The sequence below is a fragment of the Ornithinibacillus bavariensis genome (genome assembly GCF_050433565.1).
Classification (GTDB): Bacteria; Bacillota; Bacilli; order Bacillales; family Amphibacillaceae; genus Ornithinibacillus; species Ornithinibacillus bavariensis.
Map to the genome: position 1 here is coordinate 92,117 of NZ_JBNPWZ010000011.1, position 6,289 is coordinate 98,405.

6 protein-coding genes are annotated in these 6,289 nt (G+C 36.6%); all 6 read left to right on the forward strand.

What is annotated here, in order from left to right; translation table 11 throughout:
- The first annotated feature begins 23 nt into the window (after positions 1-23).
- On the forward strand, positions 24-923 hold the full coding sequence (locus tag HNR27_RS15540) for a peptidylprolyl isomerase (protein WP_429340426.1): 900 nt from the start codon (positions 24-26) through the stop codon (positions 921-923).
- A 122-nt stretch (positions 924-1,045) separates the two neighbouring features.
- Positions 1,046-1,972 (forward strand): cysteine synthase A, encoded by a 927-nt coding sequence (cysK, locus tag HNR27_RS15545; RefSeq protein WP_212921606.1) that lies wholly within the window; start codon positions 1,046-1,048, stop codon positions 1,970-1,972.
- Between the two features lie 102 nt (positions 1,973-2,074).
- Complete coding sequence (gene folP / locus HNR27_RS15550) at positions 2,075-2,896, forward strand: dihydropteroate synthase (protein WP_429340427.1); 822 nt, start codon at positions 2,075-2,077, stop codon at positions 2,894-2,896.
- A gap of 2 nt (positions 2,897-2,898) precedes the next feature.
- A complete protein-coding gene (folB, locus tag HNR27_RS15555) occupies positions 2,899-3,267 on the forward strand; it encodes a dihydroneopterin aldolase (RefSeq protein ID WP_429340429.1) in 369 nt (122 codons plus the stop codon).
- The gene (gene folK, locus HNR27_RS15560; protein ID WP_212921604.1) at positions 3,260-3,940 is read left to right on the forward strand and encodes a 2-amino-4-hydroxy-6-hydroxymethyldihydropteridine diphosphokinase; all 681 of its coding nucleotides are present in this window, start codon (positions 3,260-3,262) and stop codon (positions 3,938-3,940) included. Before folB ends, folK begins: the two co-directional genes overlap by 8 nt.
- Before the next feature lie 342 nt (positions 3,941-4,282).
- Entirely contained in the window at positions 4,283-5,764 is a 1,482-nt protein-coding gene (gene lysS, locus HNR27_RS15565; RefSeq protein ID WP_212921603.1) for a lysine--tRNA ligase, read from the forward strand.
- The last annotated feature ends 525 nt before the right edge of the window (positions 5,765-6,289 follow it).

Below are 6,289 nucleotides of genomic sequence, written 5' to 3' on the forward strand. Positions count from 1 at the left end.
GCGAAGCTGTGGAGGAGTAAACTATGTCAAAAAAACTATTGCTGAGTATAATTGTTGTACTCCTTATAACAAATGTTGCAACAATGATATTTTGGAAAACTGATAACGCAGATGAGTCTATTGATGAAGAGTCAAACATAGATATAAAAAAGCCAGTAGCAACAATTGCTGGAAAGGAAATTTCATTTAAAGAATGGATGAAAGCCGTAAGAAGTAATTATGGAAAGAAACAATTGAAAAATATGATTGATCACGAGGTAGTTGAAAAGCTAGCAAAGGAACAGAAAATAACGGTTGATGAAAAAGTGATTGAAAGGGATATTGCTTTATTAACGAGTATGCATGGTCTTACCACGGAAACCGAGCAGAAGGAGCTAGAAGAAAAGTGGCGAGAGGATATCATATATCGTTATCAGCTTGAAGCACTTTTAGCTGAAGGGGTTTCAGTACCTGAAGCTGATATTAGAAGCTACTATGACAAATATAATGGGCAGTATCAGTTTGAAGAGTCTCTTCAATTATCTCATATCTTAGTTTCTGATATGGATACAGCGAATAAAGTATATAAGGAACTTGAAGGTGGCGCAAGGTTTGATTTGCTTGCTAAGGAATATTCTATTGATGAAGATACGAAAGAGCAAGGTGGTTATTTAGGGTTTAATTCTGTGAATACAGAGTTTCTCCCAACCAATTATATCGATGTTGCAAAGGATTTAAAAGATTATTCGTATAGTAAGCCATTTCAGGTAGATAATGGGGTAGCAATCCTATACCTTCATACTAGCCTCCCAAAGATAAGTTTTAGTTATGATGAATTAAAACCGTATATTGAGCATGAGCTTGCCTTACAGTCAAAAAATCAAAATTTAATAGCAGATCCTTTATGGGATAAATTAGATATCAAATGGGTATATGAGGAATAAAATAGATATATGTGATTTAATCGTCTAAAAGTGGATAAATTAGTTGACAGTAGCCCCTATTAGAATTACATTATAAATAAATCCTATCAGTTTAGTAGGAATTAAATGAGGAGGTAGTCTAATTGAGAGTTACAGAAAGTATAGTAGGACTAATTGGCCAAACACCGATCGTAAAACTAAACAATATAACAGATGAAAATAGCGCAGATATTTATGTAAAGTTAGAGTTTTTTAACCCAGGAAGCTCCGTAAAGGACCGTATTGCACTTGCTATGATTGAAGCAGCTGAAGAGGAAGGGATACTTAAAGAGGGCGGTACAATTGTAGAACCAACGAGTGGTAATACAGGTATTGGTTTGGCGATGGTTGCTGCTGCAAAAGGTTACAAGACTGTGATTGTCATGCCAGAGACCATGAGTAAAGAACGTCGTAATATTTTACGTGCTTATGGTGCTGAATTAATTTTGACACCAGGTCCAGATGGAATGAAAGGTGCAATCAAAAAGGCAGAGGAGTTAGTAAAAGAAAAAGGCTACTTCATGCCACAGCAATTTGAAAATATAGCCAATCCAGAGGTACATGCACGTACAACTGGTAAAGAAATAGTGGAACAAATGAAGGATGGACTAGATGCTTTTGTTTCTGGTGTTGGAACAGGTGGAACTGTAACAGGAGCAGGAAAAGTACTAAAAGATAGCTTTAAGGATATTAAAATCTATGCGGTTGAACCTACAGATTCCCCAGTATTATCTGGAGGAAATCCAGGACCACATAAAATTCAGGGACTTGGAGCAGGATTTGTTCCAACGGTATTGAATACACAGATTTATGATGACGTTATTCAAATTTCTAATGAGGTAGCATTTGAAACCTCCAGAGAAGTTGCTAAAACAAATGGAATTTTAGGTGGAATTTCTGCTGGTGCTGCAGTTGCTGCGGCGAAAAAGGTTGCCAAGGAATTAGGGAAAGGAAAGAAAGTACTTGCCGTTTTCCCTGATAATGGTGAACGATATCTTTCTACCCCACTTTATCAATTTGATGAGGAATAAACGTTAGGATTAAAGGGTTAGCATCTAAAAATGGATGCTAGCCCTTTTTTCTTATGGTAGGATGGTACTAGATATTTTTATTTAGAAAGGACAAGGCACATAATGACGTTACTTAAAACTGCGACCAAAACCTATGATTTATCAAGTCGAACACATGTTATGGGAATATTAAATGTTACTCCTGATTCTTTTTCTGATGGAGGAAGCTATACAACAGTGGAAAAGGCAGTTGAGCAGGCAGTAGAAATGGAACGGTATGGTGCAGATATTATTGATATTGGCGGAGAATCTACACGACCGGATCATGATCCAATATCTGTAGAAGAAGAGCTTCGGCGAGTACTTCCAATGATTAAGGCAGTAAAAGAAGCGGTGAAGATCCCTATCTCTATTGATACGTATAAGGCAGAAACGGCAAGGCAAGCAGTAGAAGCGGGTGCAGATATTATTAATGATGTATGGGGTGCAAAAAGGGAGCCAGAAATAGCAAAAGTTGCTGCAGAATATAATGTTCCAATTATCCTCATGCATAATCGTACGAATGAAAATTACATCTCTATTATGGAAGATATGAAGCGCGACTTAGAAGAGAGTATTCGTATTGCAATAAAAGCAGGAGTTCCAAAAGAAAATATTATTCTTGATCCTGGTATTGGTTTTGCGAAAAATGCTCATCACAATTTAGTAGTTATGAATAATCTGGAAAAGCTAACCGAAATGGGATATCCTCTATTATTGGCGACTTCTAGGAAGCGATTTATAGGAAGTGTTTTGGATTTGCCACCTGTGGAACGAGATAATGGTACAGGGGCAACCACATGTCTTGGGATTATGAAGGGAGCACAGATGGTCCGTGTTCATAATGTAAAATTACATGTAGAACTGGCTAAAATGATGGATGCCATGTTACGGGTGGAGGAATAATGATGGATAAAATTATATTAAAAAATATGCAGTTTTATGGTTATCATGGACTTTTACCAGAAGAAAATAAATTAGGTCAACGTTTTCATGTCGATGTTGAATTATTTTTATCGACAGAGCAAGCAGGAAAAACAGATGATATGAACAAATCGATTGATTACAGCGAGGTTTTTTTACATGTAAAAAAAATAGTAGAGGGTAAGGCAAAAAATTTGCTTGAAGCGGTTGCGGAAACAATTGCTTCCGATCTATTACATTCCTATTCTTTGTTAGAGGCGTGTACGGTGAAGCTTATAAAGCCTGACCCTCCCATTCCAGGTCATTACGAATCGGTAGCAGTTGAGATTTATCGGGAGAAAAGCCATGAATAAAGCTTACCTTGCATTAGGAACCAATATTGAACCAAGACTAACCTATTTAGATGACGCTATCCGTTTGCTTGAGGGGCAAGATACGATAGAAATTATCAAAAAATCTTCCATTTATGAAACGGCACCTGTTGGCTATACGGATCAGGATGATTTTTTAAATATGGTTTTGGAAATATATACGGACCTGTCAGCTGATGACTTATTGACAGTGTGCCAACATATTGAACAAGAATTAGGTAGAAAACGAGTGATTCGCTTTGGACCGCGAACAATTGATGTTGACATATTACTTTACAATAAAGAGAGCAGGCATTCGGAACGGCTAATTATTCCGCATCCTAGAATGCATGAACGGGGATTTGTCTTAATTCCTCTTCATGAAATAGCTTCAAATTTACAAATTCCATCCTTACATAAAACGGTTGCAGAGCTTTTATCCAATCTCCCAGCTAAAGACAAAAGTGAAATTAGGGTATGGAATGGTAGAATAGGACGGCGTATGAAGGCCTTTCGAAAACTAAAGGGATACACGCAAATTGAATTTGCTGATGCATTAGGGATAAGTGTTAACCGTGTCGGTGCATGGGAACGAGGTACAAGTCAAGTTCCAGAGGAGCTACTAGACGATATTGCGGCAACGTTACATATCGATAAAAACGAGCTCTACGGATAAAGGAAGGATTCATCCTATAGAAGGTTAAAGCAACAATCTGCTGGTTAATGACTGGCAGATTGTTTTGCTATAAACCTTCTATCATAATAAGTTAACGATGGCATTCTCTATATTAAGGTAAAGGGGATGCATGTAATTTTCAAAACGTAAAAAGCGAAACCGTGACGCTTTAACCTGGAAAAATGCCGGGTTTATTTACTTTTTCAATTAGCTGTTGTTTGATTAGTTGAAGAGGAAGCCTTACAAGGTGTAAAATGGGGTTTATATTGACATAATGATGATAATGTTGTTAACTTATCTGAACTTATACTTATATAAAATAATACAATGGAGTGATCGTTCATGTCGGAAGAATTAAATGAACATATGCGGGTTCGGCGAGAAAAATTAGATACATATCGTACAAAGGGGCTTGACCCATTTGGAGGTAAATTTGTAAGAACAAATCTAGCACAAGAGTTACATGATCAATATGGCGAGTTTTCAAAAGAAGAGTTAGAGGAAACAGAGCATCATGTAACGATTGCTGGAAGAATGATGACAAAGCGTGGAAAAGGAAAAGCGGGCTTTGCACATATGCAAGATTTAAGTGGACAAATTCAGTTGTATGTACGTAAGGATGCAATTGGAGAAGATGCATATGAAATTTTTAATTCAACAGATCTTGGTGATATTGTAGGTGTTTCTGGTGTCATGTTTAAAACAAATGTTGGTGAGCTTTCTGTTAAGGTAACAGATTTTCACCTGCTTACTAAATCACTAAGACCATTACCAGAAAAATATCATGGTTTAAAGGATGTTGAGCAGCGCTACCGCCAACGATATTTGGATTTAATCACCAACATGGATAGCAGGGAAACCTTTGTTACCCGCAGTAAAATAATACGTGCAATCCGGAATTATTTAGATTCACAGGGCTATTTAGAAGTAGAAACGCCAATGATGCATAGTATTCCTGGTGGTGCAGCAGCAAGACCATTTATTACACATCATAATGCACTAGATATTCCTTTATATATGCGTATTGCTATCGAGCTTCATTTAAAACGTTTGATTGTTGGTGGACTAGAGAAGGTATATGAGATTGGCAGAGTTTTCCGTAACGAAGGTGTATCTACTAGGCATAATCCGGAGTTTACGATGCTCGAGCTATATGAGGCATATGCAGACTACCATGATATTATGGAGCTTACGGAGAATATGATTGCACATATTGCCGAGGAAGTACTTGGTACAACTACGGTTACTTACGGAGAATATGAAGTAGACTTAAAGCCAAAATGGCAAAGACTTCATATGGTAGATGCTGTAAAGCAATATACTGGGGTGGATTTTTGGAAACATATGAGTGATGAGGAAGCTCGACAACTAGCTAAAGAAAATGGCATTGAAATTAAAGAGACCATGACATTTGGCCATGTTGTAAATGAATTTTTTGAGCAAAGAGTTGAAGAGAAATTGATTCAACCTACCTTTGTTTATGGACATCCAGTTGAAATTTCACCACTGGCAAAGAAAAATAAAGAAGATGAGCGTTTTACAGATCGATTTGAGTTATTTATTGTTGCTAGGGAGCATGCCAATGCCTTTAGTGAATTGAATGACCCAATCGATCAACGAGAAAGATTCGAATCACAGTTGAAGGAAAGAGAAGAAGGTAATGATGAAGCTCATATGATGGATGAGGATTTCGTAGAAGCTCTTGAATACGGAATGGCTCCAACTGGTGGCTTAGGTATTGGAATTGACCGCCTAGTGATGCTTTTAACTAACTCTCCGTCTATACGTGATGTCTTGTTGTTTCCACAAATGAGAAATAAGTAATGTTTAGGGTGTTCCCATAAGGGAGCGCCCTTTTTTAATAGATTGTATGTATGGAAGCTTTATTCGGCGATAACCATACATTTGTGAATGCAATTTGGTATTAAAGCTAGGGGACTAAAGTATTAATATATAGAAGCTATTTGATAACTATTAGTTCTATAAATAATACGCACACTCAATTTCCATAATGTGGTAACATTAAAAGCTTGATTAATGGTTAAAACCATGGTAAATTATATTTCGTTGCTAAAAACGAAAGAAGACAGCAAACGAAAAAAAGACTTGACTCTAATAGCTCAGCATGATATATTAGTAAAGTCGCTGATTTAACAACAGCAAGTTAACTTAAAAACTTTTATAAAAAAGTGTTGACAATGAATCGTCAATACGATATAATATAAGAGTTGACGCTAAATTAAAAGTTAACAAGATTTGCTCCTTGAAAACTGAACAAAACAACCAGTATGTAAGGAAAAAACATACCCTGTTTTTTCTATTAATAATCTAAAAGCTAGCGTGCTTTTA

What these genes read in the sequence shown, in the direction of transcription:
- lysS (WP_212921603.1), top strand. Translation starts at nt 4,283, where the DNA reads ATGTCGGAAGAATTAAATGAACATATGCGGGTTCGGCGAGAAAAATTA.
- folK (WP_212921604.1), top strand. Translation starts at nt 3,260, where the DNA reads ATGAATAAAGCTTACCTTGCATTAGGAACCAATATTGAACCAAGACTA.
- HNR27_RS15540 (WP_429340426.1), top strand. Translation starts at nt 24, where the DNA reads ATGTCAAAAAAACTATTGCTGAGTATAATTGTTGTACTCCTTATAACA.
- folB (WP_429340429.1), top strand. Translation starts at nt 2,899, where the DNA reads ATGGATAAAATTATATTAAAAAATATGCAGTTTTATGGTTATCATGGA.
- folP (WP_429340427.1), top strand. Translation starts at nt 2,075, where the DNA reads ATGACGTTACTTAAAACTGCGACCAAAACCTATGATTTATCAAGTCGA.